The 20257-nt window shown below is 74.3% G+C and carries 22 protein-coding genes and 1 pseudogene; 14 read left to right on the top strand and 9 right to left on the bottom strand.

The window, feature by feature from the left end; translation table 11 throughout:
* Positions 1 to 156: 156 nt before the first annotated feature.
* The 3 genes from ACZ6Q9_RS31945 to ACZ6Q9_RS31935 are packed head-to-tail and all read left to right on the top strand — an operon-like array spanning position 157 to position 2034.
* On the top strand, positions 157 to 1059 hold the full coding sequence (locus ACZ6Q9_RS31945; RefSeq protein WP_396830842.1) for a helix-turn-helix transcriptional regulator: 903 nt from the start codon (positions 157 to 159) through the stop codon (positions 1057 to 1059).
* Positions 1060 to 1066: 7 nt separating this feature from the next.
* Positions 1067 to 1522 carry an RrF2 family transcriptional regulator gene (locus ACZ6Q9_RS31940; RefSeq protein WP_334605641.1) on the top strand — a complete coding sequence of 152 codons (456 nt, stop codon included), beginning with the start codon at positions 1067 to 1069 and terminating at the stop codon, positions 1520 to 1522.
* Positions 1522 to 2034 (top strand): GNAT family N-acetyltransferase, encoded by a 513-nt coding sequence (locus ACZ6Q9_RS31935; RefSeq protein WP_396830840.1) that lies wholly within the window; start codon positions 1522 to 1524, stop codon positions 2032 to 2034. Before ACZ6Q9_RS31940 ends, ACZ6Q9_RS31935 begins: the two co-directional genes overlap by 1 nt.
* Before the next feature lie 140 nt (positions 2035 to 2174).
* Here the strand turns inward: ACZ6Q9_RS31935 and ACZ6Q9_RS31930 are convergent, their stop codons facing one another.
* The 3 genes from ACZ6Q9_RS31930 to ACZ6Q9_RS31920 all read right to left on the bottom strand — a co-directional run bounded on the left by ACZ6Q9_RS31930 (position 2175) and on the right by ACZ6Q9_RS31920 (position 3930).
* The gene (locus ACZ6Q9_RS31930; RefSeq protein WP_393265092.1) at positions 2175 to 2747 is read right to left on the bottom strand and encodes a flavin reductase family protein; all 573 of its coding nucleotides are present in this window, start codon (positions 2745 to 2747) and stop codon (positions 2175 to 2177) included.
* A complete protein-coding gene (locus ACZ6Q9_RS31925; protein ID WP_396830837.1) occupies positions 2744 to 3565 on the bottom strand; it encodes an ABC transporter ATP-binding protein in 822 nt (273 codons plus the stop codon). The genes ACZ6Q9_RS31930 and ACZ6Q9_RS31925 overlap by 4 nt, the downstream gene beginning before the upstream one ends.
* Positions 3566 to 3774: 209 nt before the next feature.
* Complete coding sequence (locus ACZ6Q9_RS31920) at positions 3775 to 3930, bottom strand: putative leader peptide (RefSeq protein WP_396830835.1); 156 nt, start codon at positions 3928 to 3930, stop codon at positions 3775 to 3777.
* A 168-nt stretch (positions 3931 to 4098) separates the two neighbouring features.
* On the opposite strand from ACZ6Q9_RS31920, the gene ACZ6Q9_RS31915 reads away from it, so the two are divergent.
* Positions 4099 to 4278, top strand: coding sequence for a DUF4236 domain-containing protein (locus ACZ6Q9_RS31915; protein ID WP_350706667.1), 180 nt, complete (start codon positions 4099 to 4101; stop codon positions 4276 to 4278).
* Between the two features lie 192 nt (positions 4279 to 4470).
* Here ACZ6Q9_RS31915 and ACZ6Q9_RS31910 read toward each other — a convergent pair whose 3' ends face one another.
* Positions 4471 to 5367 carry a hypothetical protein gene (locus ACZ6Q9_RS31910; RefSeq protein ID WP_396830833.1) on the bottom strand — a complete coding sequence of 299 codons (897 nt, stop codon included), beginning with the start codon at positions 5365 to 5367 and terminating at the stop codon, positions 4471 to 4473.
* Positions 5368 to 5492: 125 nt separating this feature from the next.
* A complete protein-coding gene (locus ACZ6Q9_RS31905; protein WP_393265102.1) occupies positions 5493 to 6014 on the bottom strand; it encodes a VOC family protein in 522 nt (173 codons plus the stop codon).
* A gap of 50 nt (positions 6015 to 6064) precedes the next feature.
* Between ACZ6Q9_RS31905 and ACZ6Q9_RS31900 the strand changes: the two genes are divergently transcribed.
* Positions 6065 to 6526, top strand: a complete 462-nt coding sequence (locus ACZ6Q9_RS31900; RefSeq protein WP_357703536.1) for a MarR family winged helix-turn-helix transcriptional regulator — start codon at positions 6065 to 6067, stop codon at positions 6524 to 6526.
* A 57-nt stretch (positions 6527 to 6583) separates the two neighbouring features.
* Positions 6584 to 8167: a tetratricopeptide repeat protein gene (locus ACZ6Q9_RS31895; protein WP_396830831.1), complete on the top strand. Its 1584-nt coding sequence runs from the start codon at positions 6584 to 6586 to the stop codon at positions 8165 to 8167.
* Between the two features lie 89 nt (positions 8168 to 8256).
* Here ACZ6Q9_RS31895 and ACZ6Q9_RS31890 read toward each other — a convergent pair whose 3' ends face one another.
* Both ACZ6Q9_RS31890 and ACZ6Q9_RS31885 read right to left on the bottom strand, forming a co-directional pair.
* Complete coding sequence (locus ACZ6Q9_RS31890) at positions 8257 to 9711, bottom strand: ATP-binding protein (protein WP_396830870.1); 1455 nt, start codon at positions 9709 to 9711, stop codon at positions 8257 to 8259.
* A gap of 98 nt (positions 9712 to 9809) precedes the next feature.
* Positions 9810 to 10466: a response regulator transcription factor gene (locus ACZ6Q9_RS31885; RefSeq protein ID WP_350685874.1), complete on the bottom strand. Its 657-nt coding sequence runs from the start codon at positions 10464 to 10466 to the stop codon at positions 9810 to 9812.
* 95 nt (positions 10467 to 10561) lie between these two features.
* Between ACZ6Q9_RS31885 and ACZ6Q9_RS31880 the strand changes: the two genes are divergently transcribed.
* Together ACZ6Q9_RS31880 and ACZ6Q9_RS31875 are read left to right on the top strand one after the other, a co-directional pair.
* Complete coding sequence (locus tag ACZ6Q9_RS31880; protein ID WP_393452241.1) at positions 10562 to 11677, top strand: LolA family protein; 1116 nt, start codon at positions 10562 to 10564, stop codon at positions 11675 to 11677.
* Between the two features lie 262 nt (positions 11678 to 11939).
* Positions 11940 to 14159 carry a HelD family protein gene (locus tag ACZ6Q9_RS31875; protein ID WP_396830869.1) on the top strand — a complete coding sequence of 740 codons (2220 nt, stop codon included), beginning with the start codon at positions 11940 to 11942 and terminating at the stop codon, positions 14157 to 14159.
* 251 nt (positions 14160 to 14410) lie between these two features.
* Here the strand turns inward: ACZ6Q9_RS31875 and ACZ6Q9_RS31870 are convergent.
* Positions 14411 to 15028 (bottom strand): annotated as a pseudogene (locus ACZ6Q9_RS31870) (DUF4158 domain-containing protein); the annotation flags it as partial.
* Between the two features lie 13 nt (positions 15029 to 15041).
* On the opposite strand from ACZ6Q9_RS31870, the gene ACZ6Q9_RS31865 reads away from it, so the two are divergent.
* Positions 15042 to 15776, top strand: coding sequence for a tyrosine-type recombinase/integrase (locus tag ACZ6Q9_RS31865; protein WP_396830829.1), 735 nt, complete (start codon positions 15042 to 15044; stop codon positions 15774 to 15776).
* Complete coding sequence (locus tag ACZ6Q9_RS31860; RefSeq protein WP_396830827.1) at positions 15773 to 16108, top strand: helix-turn-helix domain-containing protein; 336 nt, start codon at positions 15773 to 15775, stop codon at positions 16106 to 16108. Before ACZ6Q9_RS31865 ends, ACZ6Q9_RS31860 begins: the two co-directional genes overlap by 4 nt.
* 251 nt (positions 16109 to 16359) lie before the next feature.
* Here the strand turns inward: ACZ6Q9_RS31860 and ACZ6Q9_RS31855 are convergent, their stop codons facing one another.
* Complete coding sequence (locus ACZ6Q9_RS31855) at positions 16360 to 16626, bottom strand: hypothetical protein (protein WP_396830825.1); 267 nt, start codon at positions 16624 to 16626, stop codon at positions 16360 to 16362.
* A gap of 385 nt (positions 16627 to 17011) precedes the next feature.
* Here ACZ6Q9_RS31855 and ACZ6Q9_RS31850 point away from each other — a divergent pair, with 385 nt between their 5' ends.
* The 4 genes from ACZ6Q9_RS31850 to ACZ6Q9_RS31835 all read left to right on the top strand — a co-directional run bounded on the left by ACZ6Q9_RS31850 (position 17012) and on the right by ACZ6Q9_RS31835 (position 19917).
* Positions 17012 to 17512: a hypothetical protein gene (locus ACZ6Q9_RS31850; RefSeq protein ID WP_396830823.1), complete on the top strand. Its 501-nt coding sequence runs from the start codon at positions 17012 to 17014 to the stop codon at positions 17510 to 17512.
* A 120-nt stretch (positions 17513 to 17632) separates the two neighbouring features.
* Positions 17633 to 18634, top strand: a complete 1002-nt coding sequence (locus tag ACZ6Q9_RS31845) for an RNA polymerase subunit sigma-70 (protein ID WP_396830867.1) — start codon at positions 17633 to 17635, stop codon at positions 18632 to 18634.
* A 329-nt stretch (positions 18635 to 18963) separates the two neighbouring features.
* Positions 18964 to 19392: a DUF6069 family protein gene (locus ACZ6Q9_RS31840; protein ID WP_396830821.1), complete on the top strand. Its 429-nt coding sequence runs from the start codon at positions 18964 to 18966 to the stop codon at positions 19390 to 19392.
* A 9-nt stretch (positions 19393 to 19401) separates the two neighbouring features.
* On the top strand, positions 19402 to 19917 hold the full coding sequence (locus tag ACZ6Q9_RS31835) for a hypothetical protein (protein ID WP_396830819.1): 516 nt from the start codon (positions 19402 to 19404) through the stop codon (positions 19915 to 19917).
* Positions 19918 to 20257 lie beyond the last annotated feature (340 nt).

The raw sequence follows: 20257 nt of genomic DNA, 5'->3' as shown, positions 1-20257 counted from the left end.
AACGCGGCCGGCCCGGCCGGTGCGACCGGCCGCGGGCGTGCCGCGACCGGACGGCTCTACCGCTCGGTAACGTAGCCCGCCGCCGACAGCCCGGACAACCCCCGCCCGCCGTCTTCGGGATGCGATGATCGTCGCCCCGGGCTACCGTCGCAGGCGATGGTCTCTTCCGGTCAGCTCTCCCCCGCGCCGCCCGACACCCCTGCCACCACCCCAGCCGAGATCGACACGCTCACCCTGGGTGACCTCGCGTCCGGCCCGGGTTGGCGGCGTCCGGTGCTGCTGGACCGGGACCTGCTCATCCTGACCGCCGGCGGACACGGCACCGCCGAGCTTGACTTCCGCGCGCTGCCCTGCCGGCCCGGCACGCTGCTGCGGGTGCGCGCCGGTCAGGTGCTGCGCTGCGCCGGCCCGCACCTCGACGCCACGGTGGTGCGCTGGGACGCCGACGCGCTGCGCGGGCTGGACGTCGACCCGGACGCCGTCCCGGCCTGGCTCCAGCTCGCCGGCGAGGACGAGGACGCGGTGATCACCGAGGTGAGCCAGCTCGCGGTGGACTGCCAGCGGCACCACGGGCTGGCCGCCGCCCGCGGCCTGCTCCGCCACCAGCTCGCCGTGCTGCTGCTCCGGCTCTCCCTGCTGCCCGAGGGCCCCCGTCCGGTGCCGCGGGCGGAGGCCGCCACCTTCCACCGGCTGTGCCGGGAGATCGAGCGCGGCTACCAGCACACCCGCCGGGTCGAGGACTACGCCGACCGGTTGGGCTGCTCGGTGCGGACGCTCACCCGGGCCTGCCTCGCGGTGGCCGGGCGCAGCGCCAAGCAGGTGGTCGACGAGCGGGTGGCCCTCCAGGCGAGCCGGCTGCTGGCCGCCACCGACGAGCCGGTCGCCCAGATCGGGCGGCGGCTGGGCTTCTCCGAGCCGACGAACTTCGGGCGGTTCTTCACCCGTGAGGTCGGGATGAGCCCGGGCGCGTTCCGGGCCGCCCGTGAGCAGCCGGCGCCCGGTCCGGTCGTCCGGCCCCGTCCGCCCGCCGACGCGGTCGGCGGGCTCCGCCGGGCATGATGACGGGGTGCAGATCTCCGCGCGCGGCGACTACGCGGTACGGGCGGCCCTGAGCCTTGCCACCGCGTACCCCCGATTGCTCTCCACCCAGGCCATCGCGGCGGAGCAGGACATGCCGCGCAAGTTCCTGGAGGCGGTGCTGGCCGACCTGCGGCGGGCTGGCATCGTCCGGGCGCAGCGCGGCGCGGAGGGCGGTTACACGCTGGCCCGGCCGCCGCGGGAGGTGACCGTCGGCGCGGTGCTGCGCGCGGTGGAGGGTCCGCTGGCCGGGGTCCGCGGCCTGCGCCCGGAGGAGACCAGCTACGAGGGCGCGGCCGAGAACCTGCCCGGGCTCTGGGTGGCGGTGCGGGCGGCCGTGCGACGGGTGGTCGACGAGGTGAGCCTCGCGGAGATAATCAGTGGTCGGCTGCCCGCCCACGTGCGTAGGTTGACCGCTTTGCCCGACGCCTGGGAGCCGCGCTGATGCCCACCCCCACCCTGCACACCGACCGGCTGCTGCTGGAGCCCTACGGGCCCGACGACGCCGAGGACTTCGTCGCCCTCTTCACCGACCCGGAGGTGGGCCGGTTCATGGGCGACGGCCCGATGGCGGCCGAGGCGGCCGGCGCACTGTTCGGGCGGGTCTTCACCAAGGTCTACGCGGCCGACCTCTTCGACGTCTGGGCGGTCCGCCGCGAGGGCCGGTACGTCGGGCATGCCGAGATCAAGCGGACCGACCAGGTCGACGGCCACGAGCTCGTCTACGCGCTGGCGAAGCCGGCCTGGGGCGCCGGCCTCGGCACCGAGCTGGCCCGGGCCCTGGTCCGGTACGGCTTCGACACCCTCGGCCTGCCCCGGGTGTACGCGACGGTCGCCGACGCCAACCACGCCTCGCTGGCGCTGCTGGGCAAGCTCGGCTTCGTCCACGAGCGCGACATCGCCGAGGACGACGGCAGCGTCACCCGCGTCCTCGCCGTCGGCCGCGCCCCCGCCTGAGACACCCGGCGGCCTGCCGGTGGTCACCACCCACAGCAGGTCCTGGGCGGCCCGGTCCAGCGCGAGCGGCTCCCCGCCGGGCGGTGGCGCGGCGGACGCGCACCCGTCCGCCGCGCGCACGCCCGACGCCGCCGAGCCGGTCACGCCGGCGCCGCAGTGACCGCGCCGGTGTAGCCGCCGCGGTGGTAGACCAGCGGGTCGCCGTCCTCGCCGCCGCCGAGGGCGAGCGGCTCGGCGACGAAGAGGGTGTGGTCGCCGGCCGGCAGCCGGTGCACGATCCGGCAGAGCAGCCGGGCCAGCACTCCGGTCAGCAGCGGCACCCCGAACGGCCCCGGCGTCCAGTGCGGGTACGCGGCGAAGCGGTCCACCCCGCTGGTGGCGAAGACCCGGGCGGCCTCCCGCTGGCCGGCGCCGAGCAGGTGCACGGCGACGTGCTCGGCCCGGGCGAGCACCGGCCAGCTCGACGAGGCGACGCCGAGGCAGAACGAGACCAGCGGTGGGTCCAGCGAGACCGAGGTGAACGACGTGGCGGTGAACCCGACCCGGACGGGCTCGCCGAGGCCGCCGAGGCAGGCCGGCTCGACGGTGCCCGGGGCGACGGCGGTGACCACCGTGACCGTCGCGGCCTGCCGGCGCAGCAGCGCCCGGTACAGGTCCCGGTCCACCGGCAGCAGGTCGGCGGTGTCCGCCCGGGGACGCTCGACGGTGGTCACGCCGGCACCAGGGCCGGGGCGGCCTGTGCGGCGCGGACCTCGTCGCGCAGCAGCGCCCAGATCTGGTGGCGGTGGTGGCGGAAGGCGTCGGAGGAGCGGACGTCCGCCACGGCGTCGCGGTCGCCGAGGTCGATGTCGACGACCTGCTTGATCCGGCCTGGCCGCGAGGTCATCACCGCGACCCGCCGGCCGAGGTGGACCGCCTCGTCGATGCCGTGCGTGACGAACACGACCGTCTTGCCGGTGCGCTCCCAGATCCGCACGAGGTCGTCCTGCAACGAGTCGCGGGTCTGCGCGTCGAGGGCGCCGAACGGATCGTCCATCAGCAGGACGTCCGGGTCGTGGGCGAGGCTGCGGGCGATGGCCACCCGCTGCTTCGTGCCGCCGGAGAGCTCGTGCGGGTAGCGGTCGGCGAACCCGGTGAGCCCCACCAGTCCCAGGTAGTGCGCGACCAGGTCGGCGCGTTCGGCCCGGGGCACGCCCCTGGCCTCCAGTCCGTACGCGACGTTGCCGGCGGCGGTGCGCCAGGGCAGCAGCGCGTACTGCTGGGAGACGAGCCCCCGGTCCAGGCCGGGCCCGGTGACCGGCCGGCCGTCGACCAGCACCTGCCCGCCGGTGGGCCGGGACAGCCCGCCGAGCAGGTCGAGCAGGGTGGACTTGCCGCAGCCGCCGGGCCCGACGACGACGAGGAACTCGCCGGGGCGTACGCCGAGGGTGACCTCGTCCAGCGCGGTGACCGCGCCGGGGGACGCACGCCGGCCGGCGCGGGCCGGGAAGGTCTTCGTCACCCGGTCGAAGAGGATCTTGTCGGTGCTCATGCCGCCACCCGGCCCACGGCGGTGACGGCGGCCGCGGAGAGGACACGCGGACGGGTACGACGGGGTGAGTCCATGGGAGTCTCCTGATCTGTCCACGACGCGGTGGAGGAAAGCCCGACGAGGGGCAGGGAGGCACGCGCCGCTCCGCGTCGAGCGGACGGGCGGGCGAAGTGCGGCGATGGGGCCGGGCCGGGGTGGTGCCGGTCAGCTCAACAGAGCGCGCTCGCGTGCCGGACCAGGTCGACGTGCACGCGAGCGGTGAGGAGGAGCTCGTCCCGCTGCGACATGACCTCATGGTGCCGGCGGGCGTACCGGCCGGTCAACGTCCTTCCAGAAGATGAGATCGGGGTCGGCGCTTTCGTCATCTCCCCATCCACACCAGGGTCCACCGACCCGTAACACCCATCTGGTGGATAGGGATTGTCGGCCCTGCGGGCACCGTCCACGACAGACCGGGACGGGTTTCGGAAATCAGCGCTCCGGGCATGTTCGGTTCCGTCAGGACAGGGAAGGGAATCGAAGGGAGCCCCGCGATGGGTCTGATGTTCCGCAAGCGCAAGAAGTACGGCCCGATCATCCTGAACTTCACCGAGAACGGCTTCTCGTCCTGGAGCATCAAGATCGGCCGCTGGTCCTGGAACTCCCGGGCCAGGGCGCACCGCGTCGACCTGCCGGGCCCGCTGTCCTGGAAGCAGGACAAGTCCCGGGCGTGACGTCCCGAGGTCGCGCGGGGTGCCGGTGGTCTCCACCGGCGCCCCGCCCGACGTTCGGGCCGCCATCGCCCGAGGAGTGGCGCCGGCGCGGAAGAAAGGCGCCGTCGGGCAGGAGTGGTGCCGTCGCTCAGGTGTTGCGCCGGCGCGGAGGGCTCGGCGTGGAATGGGCCGGCCGCGAACCCGGCGGCGCGGTCAGGGAGTCGACCGCGCGTCCCGGCCGGTGACGACCACGTCGCCGCCGAGCCGGCCGTGCTCCGGGTCGCGGGTCACCTCTCCCGTCCCGAGCAGCCCGGTCAGCGCCCGGACGGCGTCGGCCGAGCGGTAGACGGTCGCGGTCAGGGCGTACCGGCGCAGCTCGGTGACCGTACGCGGGCCGGAACGGGCCAACTCGGCCAGCAGTTCCCGGCGCAGCGGCCCGGGCTCGGGGGCCAGCGCGATGTCGAGCAGCCGGCCGGCCGGGTCGGCCGGGTCGCGGTAGCGGACCCCGGCGAACTCGTCGACCGCCCAGAGCGCCTCCTTGAACGCCTCCAGGCTCTTGTCCGAGCCGGTCGCGAAGGCGAGCAGCCGCGCGGGCCCGCCGTCGGCGGGCACCAGCTCCACCTCGGTCGCCAGCGGGAAGCCGGCGTCGGCGAGGGCGCCCCGGGCGGGTGCGCCGGGCGCGGTGGCGAGCAGCACCTCGGCCGGCCTGCCGCCCGCCACGGCGGTCAGCACGGCCGGGTCGGCGGGCCCGTCCACGTACGACAGCAGGGGCCCGCCGGTCGCGCCGGCCGCCTTGAGCGCCACCGGCAGCCGGGCGGTCCCGCCGGGCATCAGGTGCACGGTGGCCTCGGCCGGCAGGTCCGCCTCCACCGCGCCCAGCCGGGCCGGCAGCTCCTCGGTGCCGGCGGCGAGCACGAGCACGGTGAGCTGGCGGCCCCGCAGCCGGTCGGCGTACTCGGCGACCACCCGCAGGGCGGCCTCGGCGGAGTCGGCGTCGCCGTCGTCGTACGCCAGGGCGACGGTGACCCGGCGGGCGCGGTGCAGCGCCCCCGGCAGCCAGGTCTCCAGGTGTCGGACGAGCAGCTCGTGCAGGACGGCGTCGGTCGGCATGCTGCCGTTCTACCGCACCCGGCCCGGGCCGGGCGCCGCTCCCCCGGGCCGGGCGCCGCTCCCCCGGGCCCGAGGGCGGCGTCGCCCGGGGCCGGCCGGGCAGGGGATCCGCCGGGGTGGCCGGCTCAGGCCGGGACGGAGATGCCCACCCCGCCGCGGGTCTGGCCGCCGTAGCGCCGCCGCTCGGCGGCCAGGTCGAGCCGGCCGATCCGCTTGCGGGCGGCCAGGGCGGCGTCGTCGAGCCGGTCGGCGGGCACCAGCCAGACGATCTCGAACTCCAGGCCGTCCGGGTCCTGCCCGTAGAGGCTCTTGGTGGTGCCGTGGTCGGAGGTGCCCACGAGGGCGCCGGCCGCCGCGAGCCGCTCGGCGGTGACGGCCAGCTCGTCGAGGGTGTCGACCTCCCAGGCCAGGTGGTAGAGGCCGACGGTGCCGCGGCCGGCGGCGGAGCGGCGCGCGCCCTGGCCGACCTCGAACAGGCCGAGGTCGTGGTCGTTGGTGGAGCCGGGGGCCTGGAGGAAGGCGGCGCCCCGGAAGCCGTCCGGGGTCATCGGGATCTGCCGGAAGCCCAGCACGTCGCGGTAGAAGGCGACGCTGCGGGCGAGGTCACTGACGTAGAGCACGGCGTGGTTGAGGCGGTGGATTCCCATGTCACCGACGCTAGCGCGATTTGGTTGAACATTCAACTACCGGGCGTATGATGGTGGTCATGACCCGCTGGCTGGACCCGGACGAGCAGCGCACCTGGCGTGCGTTCCTGACCGCCTCCCGCGCGCTGATGGAGACGCTCGACCGCGAGCTGCAACACGACGCCGGGATGCCGCACGCCTACTACGAGATTCTGGTCCGGCTCTCCGAGGCGCCGGAACGGCGGCTGCGGATGAGCGACCTCGCCGAGGCGAGCGGCTCCTCCCGCAGCCGGCTCTCGCACGCCGTGGCCCGGCTGGAGGCGGCCGGCTGGGTCCGCCGCGAGGAGTGCCCCTCCGACCGGCGCGGCCAGATCGCCGTCCTCACCGACGAGGGCTTCGCGACCCTCGCCGCCGCCGCGCCCGGCCACGTCGAGGGGGTACGCCGGCACCTGTTCGACGCGCTGAGCCCCGCCCAGGTGGACCAGTTGCGCCGGATCAGCGAGGCGCTCGTCGACCACCTGACCGGATCCTGACCAATCCACTGCGGCCCGGGTCTTGTACTTACCGTCGTCGGGTGAGCACGATGGGGCGTGCCTTCCGGCTTCGGGGAACTGACTGACCAGGCGCACCACCTGGTGTCCACCGGCGACCTCGCCGGCGCCCAACGGCTGCTCGCCGACGCGCTGACCGACGCCGACCCGCGCCCGGCCAACGCCACGCCCGAGCTGGCCGAGGCCGCCAGCCTCCAGGCCCGCGTGCTGGTCGCCCTCGGCGAACCGCACTCCGCCCGGGGCTGGGCCGCCTTCGCGTACGCGGCCACGAACAGGTTGCACGGGCGCTCCGACCAGCGCACCGTGGCCGCCGCGGCCACCCTGGCGGCGGTGCTGCACCGGGTCGGGAGCTGGTCCCGCGCCGCCCGGCTCTACCAGGAAGTGATCATCGAGCTGACCGCCCTGGACGGCCCGGAGTCGCTGCGGGTGCTCGCCGCCCACGCCGACCTGGCGACCGTGGAGTACGCGCGCGGCCAGTGCCAGGTGGCCCGCGACCGACTCCAGGACGCCTGGGAGCTGCACCGCGAGGTCTACGGCGACGGGCACCCCAGCGGCATCAAGATGCTGGCGCGGCTCGGGGCGATGCAGCGCGACTGCGGGCAGTTCGCCGAGGCGCACGACAACCTGGCGCTGGCCCGGGAGCTCTGCCGGCAGCACCTTCCGGCCGACGATCCGCTGGCGGCGCAGGTGGCGACGCTCGCCCGGGCGGCCGCCAGCCCGGATCATGTCTGCGCCGACACCGCCCCCGTCGGGCGGGACGACCCGATCGTGCCGGCCGCGCGCACCCCGCCCCCCGGTGACGCGTCGACGGCGTACCACCCCTCGCAGCCGGGCTACCGGCCCGGCGAGCCGGACCCGTACGAGCCGGTCGCCGGGCAGCCGCACCCGGTGCCGAATCCCCGGCAGCCGGCGGAGGACCCGGCGCGGGGCTGGTGGCCCCCCGATCCCGACGCCGGGGACCGGCCCGCCGACAGCGCCGTGCCGCCGTCGGTCGTGCCGCTGGCCGGCGGCGCCGCCGAGAAGGCCGACGGGGTGCACCGGGTCCGCCCGCACGGCGCGCCCGAGGTGCCGTACCAGCCGCACGAGCCGTCGCGGCTGCTGCCGGTGCCCGTGCACCGCGCGCCGGCCCGGCGGGACAACCGGCTGCTGCCCCTCGTCGTGGGCGGCGTCGCGGTGGTACTGCTCGGCACCGCGGCCGTGATCGCCGGGGTGGCGGGGATGGACGGCGACGACGACCCGACACCTCCGGCCGCGACCGGCGCGCCCGCCTCGACCCCGGCCGGCACCGGCCCGCCGGCCGCCACGGTCACCCCGCCCGCCGCCGGCCCGACGGCGGGGGCGGTCGCCTCCCCCGGCACCCCGCCGGGGGCCGTCACCCTGCGCGACAACCGCGACAACGTCGCGCTGCGCTGGACGTACCCCGCCGGCGGCGAGGGCCCGGTGGTCATCTCGGGCGGCCGGGTCGGCCAGGCCCAGACGGCGTTCGCCAACCTGCCCGCCGGCACCACCGACTTCGTCGTCTACGGGCTGAACCGCAGCACCGACTACTGCTTCACGGTCGCCGTCGTGTGGTCCACTGACACGATCGCGCGGGCGCAGGAGGTCTGCACCCGCCGTCGCTGACCGGGTCGGCAAGATCCAGGCGGGCGGCCCGTTCGCCCTGGCCGCTTCCCTGGAGCTGCCGTCGGCGGGGGCGACGGGCGGGCGTCCCCTCAGGGCCGCTCCGGGTCGGTCAGGGCCGGCAGCAGCAGGCGCACCCGCAGCCCCGCGCCGCCGTCGCCGCCGGGACGGGCATCGGTCAGCTCGATCCGGCCGCCGGCCCGGCGGACCAGCTCGCGCACGATGGCCAGGCCGAGCCCGGCGCCCCCGTCGTCGCGCGCCCGCGCGTCGTCGAGCCGGGTGAACCGGCCGAAGACCCGCTCCCGGTCCGCGGCCGGGATCCCGGGCCCGTCGTCGGTCACTGTCACCAGGTGGTACGCCGCCGCGCCGTCCCCCGCGCCGGTGGACCGGGCTCCGCCGCTCCCGCCGTCGACGGACCGCCCGCCGCCATCCGGGCCGGAGGTGGACCGGGCCGGGGCGCCCCCGGGGCCGGCCGGCCCGGCCGCGAGCACCACCTCGCCCCGGGCGTGCCGCACCGCGTTGTCGACCAGGTTGGCCAGGACCCGGCGCAGCTCGTCGGGGTCGCCCTCGGTCCACAGCGGCGCCGCCGGCGCGTCGAGGCGCACCGGCGGGGACGGGTACCGGCCGGCCACCGACGCGAGCAGCGCGCCCAGGTCGACCGGCCCGGTGGCCCGCGCCGGCGGGCGCTCGTCGAGGCGGGCCAGCAGCAGCAGGTCGTCGACGAGCCGGCCGAGGCGCTCGGTGTCGGCGAGCAGGTTCGCCGACACGGCCGTCCAGTCCGTCCGGTCGGCCAGCCGCCGGGCCACCTCCAGCTCCGTACGGATGTTGGCCAACGGGCTGCGCAGCTCGTGGGCGGCGTCGGCGACGAAGGCCCGTTGCCGGTCCCGGGCCGACTCCAGCCGGCCCAGCATCCCGTTGAGGGTGACCGCCAGCCGGTGGATCTCGTCCTGCGAGGCCGGTACGGGCAGCCGCCCGCCCCCGTTGCGCCCGGTGATCTCCTCGGCGCCCCGGCGCAGCGTCTCCACCGGGCGCAGGGTGGCCCCGACCACCCGCCAGGCGACGGCGGCGAGCACGGCCACCAGCAGCGGAAAGCTCACCAGCAGGATGGTCCGCACGACGTGCCCGCTGTGCCGCGCGTCCGCCAGCGAGCGGGCCACCAGGACGGTGAGCGGCTCGGCGGCCGTGCCGGCCGGCACGGCCACCACCCGGACCGGCCCGGCCAGGTCGATCCGCTCCCCCGACACCGTCAGCCGCTGCCGCGCGCCGGCCTCGATCCGGTCGGGCGGGACCATCGGCACGAGCCGGTCGGCGTCGATCGAGGCGGCCCGCACCCGTCCCTGCGCGTCGACCACCTGCACCCGGACCTGTCCCCCGGCCACCGGCAGGGGGTCGGGCAGGGCGTCCTCGGCGGCCAACAGCGCCACGGCGTCGGCGGTCCGGAACGCCTCGGTGTCGACGGCGCGTTGCAGCGACCAGCCGAGTACGCCGAGCAGGACCAGCCCGCCGACGGCCAGCCCCAGCGAGACGCCCAGTACCCCGACCACCATCAGCCGCCCCCGCAGCCCGAGCGCGGCACGCAGCCGCCGTGTTAGCAAGGGACCCTTCCTATACCGGAGGCGATAGGAAGGGGCCCTTCCTTCGCCCGTCATGTGGCGAGCCGGTAGCCGGCGCCCCGGACCGTCTCCAGCCGTTCACGGCCGATCTTGCGCCGCAGGTAGCCGACGTAGACCTCGACGGCGTTGGGCGCGGTCTCGTCGCTGGCGTCCCAGACGTGGTCCAGCAGCTCGGTCTTGGAGACCACCTCGCCGGGGCGGCGCATCAGGTAGTCCAGCAGCGCGAACTCGCGGGCGGTCAGCGCGACCTCGGCGTCGGCCCGGGTCACCCGCCGCCGGGCCGGGTCGAGCCGCAGGTCGCCGACCGCGAGCACCGTGGGGCGTTCGGGCGCGCCGCGGCGCAGCAGGGCCCGCAGCCGGGCCAGCAGCACCACGTACGAGAAGGGTTTGGTGAGGTAGTCGTCGGCACCGCAGTCCAGCCCGTCGGCCTGGTCGTACTCGCCGTCCTTGGCCGAGAGCATGAGGACCGGCAGCCAGTGCTCCTCGGCGCGCAGGCGGCGGACCACCTCGTAGCCGGAGAGGCCGGGCAGCATCACGTCGAGGATCATCGCGTCGTAGCCGCCGTGCCGCGCCGCGTCGAGTCCCGCCGGGCCGGTCGCCGCCACGTCCACCGCGAACCCCTCGGCCTGCAGCCCCCGTTGCAGGGCGGACGCCAGCCGGGACTCGTCCTCCACCACCAGCACCCGCACGCAGTCAAGGGTGCCACCCCCGCGCGGGTGGCCGTACCGTCGTCCTCAGCACCCTCACAGCGTCGAACGGGCAGGATGTCATCAGGAGGTGTCACATGTCCGTCCTGAAGAGCCGTCCCGTCCTGCGATGGCTGGTCCCGGCGACCGCCGTCGTGACCGTCATCGGCGGCGGCGCCGCACTCGGCACGTTCGCCGCCCAGGCCGAGCCGAGCCTGCCGCCGCGCACCGCCGCCCAACTCCTGGTCGACCTGCAGACCTCCCGGTTGGAGGGGCTCTCCGGCACGGTCGTGCAGCGCGCCGACCTGGGCCTGCCGCCGCTGGCCGGGCTGGTCGGCGGCGACAACCTGACCGGTCTGCTGACCGGCACGCACACGCTGCGCGTCTGGCACTCCGGCCCGGACCGGCAGCGGATCGCCCTGCTGGACACCCTCGGCGAGCGGGACGTCATCCGCAACGGCCGGGACGTGTGGACCTGGGACAGCCGGGCCAACGCCGCCACCCACCGCACCCTGCCGGTGGGCGAGGGCGAGGCCGCCGCCCCGGAGTTGCCGGCCACGCCGCAGGACGCGGCCGACCGGGCCCTCGCCGCGATCGACCCGAGCACCGAGGTGAGCGTCGGCCGGTCCGCCACGGTCGCCGGGCGGGACGCGTACGAGCTGGTGCTCGCGCCGCGCGACGCCGCCTCGCTGGTGCACCAGGTGCGCATCGCCATCGACGCGCGCGAGCACGTGCCGCTGCGTTTCGAGGTCTTCGCCGACGGCAGTGACCAGCCGGCCTTCGAGATGGCCTTCACCGAGGTGTCGTACGCCCGGCCGGACGCCGACCAGTTCACCTTCAACCCGCCGCCCGGCGTGAAGGTGACCGAGGAGACGGTCGGGGAACGCCCGGCCGGCACGCGCAAGGACCGGGCAGGCGACGGCGAGCGGCCGGACGTGCGTACGGTCGGCGAGGGCTGGGGCACTGTGGTGGTCGCGCGGCTCGACGGCGCCGGCGCGCCCGGCGGCCCCGGCAAGGCCCCTGCGGCCGGCGCCGGCCGCGAGCCGGCCGGCGAGGCGGCGGCGCTGCTCGGCGCGCTGCCCGCCGTCAGCGGCGACTGGGGCAGCGGGCGGCTGCTCACCGGGAAGCTGTTCAGCGTGCTGCTCACCGACGACGGCCGGGTGATCGCGGGGGCGGTGACCCCGGAGCGGCTCTACGAGGTGGCGAAGGGCTGAGCGGAGTCGAGCGATCGGGGGTCCGCCACACGGCGGGCCCCCGACTCGTCCGTGGGGCGCCGCATGACGTGGCCCGGCGCGCTTGGTCCGGACGGCCGGTGCGCGGTATCTTTCTCAGTTGGCGCAACAAAAAGGAACGGCCCTCGAAAGCCGTTCCGAGAGAGATACTAACCAATTGGGAGACGGCTTGTCAAGGCATTCCGCCGATTCCGCTGAATTGCAGTCCGACGACGAGATCGGCCGCGAACAGGAATACGTCTCGATGCTCTACCGGCGGCTGGACGGGTTGCGTGAGCAGGCGTCCCGCCGGCTGACCGAGGAGCTGCGAGCGACCGGCGGCACCCAGCAGGCCCGTTCCCAGCGCGACAGCGCGGTGCGGATGTACGCCGATCAGATCGAGCAGTTCGCCGCGGTGGAGAACGGCCTCTGCTTCGGCCGCCTCGACACCGACGAGGGCGGCCCCCACTACATCGGCCGGATTGGCATCTTCGACACCAGCGGCGACTACGACCCGCTGCTGATGGACTGGCGCGCCCCGGCGGCCCGCGCCTTCTACCTCGCCACCGCTGCCAACCCGCAGGGGGTGCGCCGCCGCCGGCACCTGCGCACCCGGGAGCGCAAGGTGACCGCGCTCAACGACGAGGTGCTGGACCTCGCCACCGCCTCCCCCACCGCACACGAGGAACTGACCGGCGAGGCGTCGTTGCTCGCCGCGCTCACCGCCGGCCGGACCGGCCGGATGCGCGACATCGTGGAGACCATCCAGGCCGAGCAGGACCGGATCATCCGCGCCGACCTGCCGGGCGTACTCGTGGTGCAGGGCGGCCCGGGCACCGGCAAGACGGCGGTGGCGCTGCACCGCGCGGCGTACCTGCTCTACACCCACCGGCAGCAGCTCTCCACCCGGGGCGTGCTGCTGGTCGGCCCGAACGCCACGTTCCTGCGCTACATCTCGCAGGTGCTGCCGGCGCTGGCCGAGACGGGCGTGCTGCTGCGGACGCAGGGCGACCTCTTCCCCGGCGTCAGCGCCCGGCGCACCGAGCCCGCCGGGACCGCCGCGCTGAAGGGCCGGGCGGTGATGGTGGACGTGCTGGCCGCCGCCGTACGGGACCGGCAGTGGGTGTCCGACGAGCCGCTGGAGATCGAGCTGCCGCAGCAGGAGGTGCTCCGGCTCGACCCGGAGACCGTCCGCGCCGCCAGGGACCGGGCCCGCCGCTCCGGCCGCCCGCACAACCTGGCCCGGGCCCTCTTCGACGTCGAGATCATCCACGCGCTCGCGGCCCAGGTCGCCGAGCGGATCGGCGCGGACCCGCTGGGCGGGGAGAACCTGCTGGAGGAGGCCGACGTCGCCGAGATCCGCCGCGAGCTGCGCGAGGAGCCCGAGGTGCGGGCCGCCCTCGACCGGCTCTGGCCGGTGCTCACCCCGCAGCGCCTGCTCGCCGACCTGTACGCCGACACCGAGCGGATCGCCGCCGCGGCGCCCATGCTCACCGACGCCGAGCGCGCCCTGCTGCACCGCGAGCCGGGCGGCTGGACGCCGGCCGACGTGCCGCTGCTGGACGAGGCGGCGGAGCTGCTCGGCGAGGACGAGCGGGCCGCCGCCGCACGCCGCGAGCGGATCCGGGCCATGCAACGGGAGTACGCCGAGGGCGTGCTGGAGATCGCCCGCGGCTCCCGGTCGATCGACGTGGAGGACGAGGCCGACGGCGGCGAGATCCTCGGCGTGACCGACCTGATCGACGCCGACCGCCTGCTGGAGCGGCAGGAGGAGGCGGAACGGCTGACCACCGCCCAGCGGGCCGCGGCCGACCGGAGCTGGGCGTTCGGGCACGTGATCGTCGACGAGGCGCAGGAGCTGTCGCCGATGGCGTGGCGGCTGCTGATGCGCCGCTGCCCGAGCCGCTCGATGACCATCGTCGGCGACGTGGCGCAGACCGGCGCGCTGGCCGGCACGCCGTCCTGGGCCGACGCGCTGGAGCCGTACGTGGCGCAGCGCTGGCGGCTGGAGGAGCTGACCGTCAGCTACCGCACCCCGGCCGAGATCATGGCCGTCGCCGCCGACGTGCTCGCCGAGATCGACCCGGCGCTGCGCCCGCCCCGCTCCGTACGCTCCGGCGGGGTGCCGCCGTGGGACCGCGCGGTGGCGCCGGAGCGGCTGGCGGCGGAAGTGGTCGACGCGACGACCCGGGAGGCGGCCGGCCTCGACGACGGCCGGCTCGGGGTGATCGTGCCGGCCGGCCGGGTCGACGAGCTGGGCGCCGCGGTCACCGCCGCCCTGCCGGAGGCGGCCGTGGGCGAGCACCCGGAGCTGGAGAGCCGGGTGGTGGTGCTCACCGTCGCCCAGGCCAAGGGCCTCGAATTCGACTCCGTCCTGCTGGTCGACCCCGACCGCATCGTGGCCGAGTCACCGCGGGGCCGCAGCGACCTCTACGTCGCCCTCACCCGCGCCACCCAACGCCTCGGCATCCTCCGCCCGGCCTGATCCTTGCGGGCGTGTCGTGGGGGGTGTTTGGTGTGGCCCGCCGTGCCCGGCTCCGGGCGGTCAGGCTTGATCCCTGCGCCGGGCACGGCGGGCCACACCCCGTCGGTGGTCGCGCGCCGTCCGTGCCTGGATGTCGGTTGTGCGGTACGGCTGCCGCGAAGCGTCGGTGAGGCGTCGGCGTGGGGTCGGTGGGGTTGGCGTGGGGTCGGCTGCGGGGTGGCGACCCGTCGACCCGCAGTCGGCAGGTCCGGGCGGGTCGGGTGACGTGGGCCCTGTCGAGCTGCCCCGTTTGTGGGACCGCCCGGCCCCACAGGGTGTCGCCGCCTGGCCCCTGTCGAGCGCAGATAGGCCAGCTTCTCCAGCTCCGCCTTCACCGCGGCCGGGCTCGACGACGTCGGCCCCACGCCCAGCCAGGCCAGCGGGGTCCGGCCGAGATAGGCGTCCGGGACCAGCAGCAGGTCCAGCTCGGCGCACCGCCGGTCCGTGAGCAGATGCCGTACCCGCGACCAGGTCTCCGTCCGAGCCCGAGCCCGGGCCGCGGCCACCCGCCGCAGCAGAAGGATCACGCCCGGACGCATCACCCGCGACGACAGCAGGTACTCGCAGGCCAGCCGGAGCAGCAGCTTCGGCGAGTCGTGCTCCATCGCCCGAGCGAACAGGAACTCGTCAAGGTCCTTCCACTCGCCGGTGTTCACCGACCGCCAGCCGGCGTAGCCGGCCACCTCCCTCAGGTGATCCGTGCGGGTCTGCTCGCGCTCGCCGTACCCGCGCAGCTCACCCATCGCGATCCCTAGCTGCTGCGACAACCGGCCCACCGCGACGTCCGGCGCCAACGCCACCTCATCGGGTACGAACCCGAGCCACGGCAGCGGGACCCACCCCGTGCAGGTGGTGCACGAGTGGAACACCGCGGTGCATGTCCAGGACAATGAGGCGGGCGCCAAGAAGCGCGCGTTCACCAAGGCCGAGCTGCACGCCTTCTTCGCGCACTGCGACGACGAGGTCGCCCGCATAAAGGCCTTCGGCCGCAAGGGCTGGCTGCCCGCCTTTCGCGACGCGACGCTGTTCAAGACCGCCTACGCCTTCGGGACGCGGCGCAACGAGACACGGATGCTCGACGCCGCCGACTTCGGCCGCAACCCGCACGGCGGCGAGTACGGCCGCTGCCAGGTCCGGTTCGGCAAGGCCAAGAAGGGCTCGCCGCCCAAACGCCGCGGGGTGCTGACCGTCTTCGACTGGACACCGGACGTCCTGGACGAGTGGTTCACCGAGGTCCGCCCGCTGTTCGGCACCGACAACAACCCGGCGGCCTGGCCCTCCGAGCGGGGCCTGCGGATCGCCTGCCAGCGGCTCAACTCCCGCTTCATCACCTACCGCAAGGCCCTCAGCCTGGGCGACGGGCTCGACTTCCACTCTTTCCGCAGGTCCTACGTCACCCACCTGATCGAGGACGGCTGGGACCCGCGCTTCGTCCAGGAGCAGGTCGGCCACGAACACGCCAGCACCACCTCCCTCTACACCTGCGTGTCCTCGGACTTCCGCACCCGCGCCCTGCGGCGGCATCTGGACTCCACCATCACCGCCGCTCTCCAGACCCAGACCGGGAGCCAAGCATGATGCGCAAGGTCGGCTACACCTGGCGGCTGCGTGAGGTCATGGCCCAGCACCAGATCTTCACGGCCACCGAGCTGGTGCCGCTGCTGCGCGAACGCGGCATCGACCTGTCCGCCTCCCAAGTCCATCGCCTGGTCTCCGGCACCCCCGAACGACTGTCATTGCAGGTCATGGCCGCACTCTGCGACATCCTGTCCTGCACCCCGGCCGACCTGGTGGCCACCACCGCCGAGAACGTCGGCGTCCGCAAGACCGCCACCGGCGACCTTCCCACCCCGCCCGCGAACGTCGCCAAGCTCCGCCCCCGCGCGGCCCGCATCCTGCCCGACGCATGACCCGCCCCTACGCCACCGACGAACAGTACGAACGCTGGTTCATGGCCGAGTGCTGCCGCTGCGGCCTCCGCAGACACAAGGCCGGCACCTGGCCGGACGGATACGTCTGCCGGACCTGTTCGGATCGCGCCGTCCGGACACGAGGCACCTGCCCAGGATGCGGCCAGGACCGGGCCCTTCCCGGGCTCCGACCCGGCGACGGGGCCCCGATCTGCCCCACCTGCGTTGGCTTCTCCCAGACCTTCGACTGCTCACGCTGCGGCTTCGAGGGCAAGCTCCTGGGCGATCGGCTCTGCGAACGCTGCACGCTCACCGACCGCCTCACCGCCCTTCTCGACGACGGCACGGGCCGCGTCCGTCCCGCGCTGGTCCCGTTGCTCGACCTGCTGGTGACGATGGACAAGCCCGGAAGCGGACTGGCCTGGCTGAACATGCGCCGCGGGCAGCTGGGGAACGCCTCGCGGCTGCTTCGCCGGCTCGGCCTCGGCGAGATTCCGCTGACCCACGACGCGTTCCACGAACTCCAGCCCTGGCGGGCGGCCTCTCACCTGGAAGAACTCCTCATGGCATGCGGAGTCCTACCCGCGGTCGACAAGCACCTCTGTTCCTTTCAGCGCTGGATTCCCGGTCACCTGGCCGGCATCGCCGATCCCGAGCTAATGGCTCGACGAGCGGAACACCACCCTCGCGTCCTGCGGCCAGGTAGACATCGACGCCTGGCTCGCCGGGAACGCCGAGCACGCTCGCACCCGCCTGAGAGGCTTCCTCAACTGGGCCATGCAGGGCCGGCACTGCCGACGTTCCCTGGCCATCCCAGCGATGAAAATCGCCCGTCGGCCCGCACTGAGCGAAGACGAACGCCTCGCCGCCCTGGGCAGACTTCTGACCGACACGGAGATACCGATGCGGCTCCGTGTCGCCGGAGTCATCGTTCTCCTCCACGCACAACCGCTGAGCCGCGTCGTCCGGCTCACCCTCGACGACGTCATCCGCGACGGCGACACCGTGCTGCTACGACTCGGCGAGCCGCCCTCACCCGTTCCCCCGCCGGTCGCCGCCCTGTTGCTGGAACACATCACGAACCGCGGCAACATGAACACAGCCACCAACCCGGCGTCCCGCTGGCTCTTCCCAGGACGCCGCCCCGGCCAGCCCCTCGGCCCCAACCACCTGTCCGCGCTCCTGAACCAGGCCGGAATCCCGATCGCCGCCGCCCGCGGCGCCGCCCTCCGCCAGCAACTCCTCGAACTGCCCGCATCCGTCGTCGCGGACGCTCTCGGCCACCACGACAAGACCACCAGCCGCCTCCGCAACGAGACTGGAGGAACCTGGAGCCGATACGCCGCCGGAGATCACGGAAGGTCACCAGCAGGCTGGGTACCCCGGGTAACCAGCGACAGCTGATCAGGGGAGCCCACCAGTACCGAGGCCGTACTCAGGCATGGCGATCGACCCCCTGGTGATGAGTTTTCGCGCCCGCCCCCGTCATATCTGCGTCGGGACACGATGAGACGGAAGGATGACGTGATGGGTGCGGACACGCGGCTGGAGGAGCTGGGCGTGAGCGGGCTGGGCGAGGTCGACGAGCCGGCGTTCTCGGGGCTGGCGGAGCGGCACCGGCGGGAGCTGCACGTGCACTGCTACCGGATGCTCGGGTCGTTCGAGGACGCCGAGGACACCGTGCAGGAGACGTTCATGCGTGCCTGGCGGCGGCGGGAGACCTTCGAGGGACGGTCAACGTTCCGGGCCTGGTTGTACCGGATCGCCACCAACGTCTGCCTGGATCTGCTCGCCAAGCGCCGCCCGGAGCCTGCAACCGGCGGTGAGGTGCTGTGGCTGCAGCCCTACCCGGACCGGCTGCTCGACGAGTTGCCCGCGGGCGACGCGGACGAGCCGGAGGCCGTCGCCGTCGCGCGGGAGACGATCGAGCTGGCCTACCTGGTCGCAGTCCAGCACCTCGCGCCGCGCCCGCGGGCCGTGTTGATCCTGCGGGATGTGCTCGGCTGGCCGGCGAAGGACGTTGCGGAGATCCTGGGGGACTCCGTCAACTCCGTGAACAGCGCCCTGCAGCGGGCCCGCGCCGGCATGCGGGAGCACCTGCCCGCCGAGCGGCAGGACTGGACCGGCGGCGAGGAGGATGCCGGGACGCGCGAGCTGGTGCGCCGCTATACCGAGGCCAGCGTGGCTACGGACGTCAAGGCGCTCGCCTCGATGCTGCGCGACGACGTCCGTTTCTCGATGCCGCCCACGCCGGGGCTGTATGTCGGCCGCGACACGGTGGTGAACTACTTGGTCGAGAGCGGCTTCGAGGGCATGAAGGGCCTGCGCGCCGTCCAGACCACCGTGAACCGGCAGCCCGCCCTCGCCTTCTACCACTGGCAGCAGCAGGAGGGCGCGTACCTGCCGCTGACGATCGACGTCCTGCGCGTCACCGGCGGGGCGATCACCGAGATCGTCACGTTCCACGACGACCGGTTCCCGCGGCTCGGGCTGCCGGAGCGCCTGCCGGCCGACGGCACGGAGTAGTCCCGGTGCGGACGCTCGCGCTGCGCGGCGGCGCGCGTATCGCCGTGACCGCGGCGGAGTGGCACGACGTGTTCTGCCTCGTCACCCGTGGCCGAGTGCAGCTGGAGCTGCGCGATGGCGAGCCGGGTCCGGTCCTCGAACGCGATGCCGGGTTCTGGCTCCGCGGCACCGGCGTCCGCGCCCTGCGGAACCCAGGCCGCCGCACGGCGAGGGTACGCATCATCACTCCGCCCGGGAGCCAAGGCCCTCGCATTCCAGTCAAGACACCCCGTACACCAATGACCGAATGACGGAGGAACGACATGAACAGCACGAAGGAAACCGGGATCGTGACCGGCGCGGCCGCCGGCCGGACCAGCCACCCCCACCGACTCCGCCGACTCGCCGGCACCGGCTTCATTGCCGCGCTCGCGGCGATGGCGGTCACCACCCTCGCCGCCGCGCTTGTCCGGGCCGCCGGCGTCGACTTCGAGGTCACCGATGGTGGCGAGACGATCCCGCTGTCCGGGTTCGCCGTAGTGACCGGCTTCTTCTCGGCCGTGGGCATCGTCATTGCCGCCGTTCTTCTTCGTTGGAGCGCTCACCCCGCCGAGCGATTTGTGTGGACGGCAGTGTCGCTGACCGCCATCTCGTTGGTCCCGCCCTTCCTCTCCGGGGCCGACACTGCCACCACCACCGCCCTCCTCGGACTGCACCTCGTCCCTGCGGCGGTGGTGATCCCCACCCTGGCGCGGATCCTGGGCACCCGGACCGATTGACGATCCCTGATGGCACTTGAGGTTGCTGCTGAAGGTCTGGCCGCAGCGATCGGCGTCCAGCTCATGACGGCGCCTGGTCAGGATGTCCGCGTCCTGGGCTTCGGCGGTGAACTGGCCCAGCACCTTGCCGTCCGACTGCGCGATGGTAAGCACTGCCACACCGGGCGCCGGCGTGACTGCCTTGGAGACCTCGTTCAAGGCGTGCAGGGCGAAGGTGATGGCCAGCTCGCCGACCAGCCCGTCGCCGTGGCTGAACTCGACGCCGTCGGCGCCGGTCCATCGTCCGTACTGTTCAGCGCGCTCGGTCATCGTGTCTCCGTCGTCGATCGGGCGGTGGAGTTCGCCGGGGTGCGGGGTCGGGGCACGGTGAGTCCCAGGTCGAGGCGCTTGTCCATGTCCAGACGGAAGGTGCCGTACGGGTCGATGTTCGACCAGAACAGCGCGGTCAGGCCGCGCCGGTCCTCATCCGTCAGCTTTTCGCCCAGGCCGGTTCGGCGAGGATCTGCTGAACCAGCAGCGTGTTGACGTGCACGAGCGCGGACTGCAGCAAGTGGAGCGAGAGCATGCTGGTCTCGGCGTGCTCCTTGCCCGGGCCGGTCAGGGCGCCGTCCTTGCCAGCAACTCCTCGAACTGCCCGCATCCGTCGTCGCGGACGCTCTCGGCTACCACGACAAGACCACCAGCCGCCTCCGCAACGAGACCGGAGGAACCTGGAGCCGATACGCCGCCGGAGATCACGGAAGGTCACCAGCAGGCTGGGCACCCCGGGGAACCAGCGACAGCTGAATACGAGAGCCCACCAGTAGGACGGGCCCAAGGGCCGAACCGGAGGGCGCCTGAACCGCCGAACGGATCCACGGCTCAT

Source organism: Micromonospora sp. NPDC049139 (assembly GCF_055586845.1).
The sequence above is the reverse complement of the archived record's forward strand: the minus strand, read 5'-3'. Positions and strand labels throughout refer to the sequence as shown.